The sequence below is a fragment of the Streptomyces sp. XM83C genome (assembly GCF_023072675.1).
Classification (GTDB): domain Bacteria; phylum Actinomycetota; class Actinomycetes; order Streptomycetales; family Streptomycetaceae; genus Streptomyces; species Streptomyces thermocoprophilus.
In genome coordinates this window covers 1-237 of sequence record NZ_JALLGL010000716.1, presented here as the reverse complement: position 1 = coordinate 237, position 237 = coordinate 1, and the positions used below count along the sequence as shown (strand labels likewise).

1 pseudogene is annotated in these 237 nt (G+C 62.4%); it reads left to right on the top strand.

Annotated elements, in window-relative coordinates:
• Positions 1-156 precede the first annotated feature (156 nt).
• Positions 157-237 (top strand): annotated as a pseudogene (locus MTQ10_RS31185) (IS5/IS1182 family transposase); the annotation flags it as partial.

Sequence of the window (237 nt, the reverse complement as noted above, 5' to 3'; positions counted from 1 at the left end):
CCGTGATCCTCCGGTCGCTGATGATCGCTGCACGAGACACATTCCCCACCACACGACCATGATCGACGATCGGGAACTCGACGCCTCACCGCCTACCGTGCACGAGCTCGTAAGGGCTGTCCCGTAACTGTTGGTCACGGGTGAGATGATCTTGCTGTGTCTGGTGTGATCACGGCGTCGGAGCCCTCCTGGATAGCCCCGTTCACCGGGCTGAGCCCGCGCCAGTTCGGCAAGCTG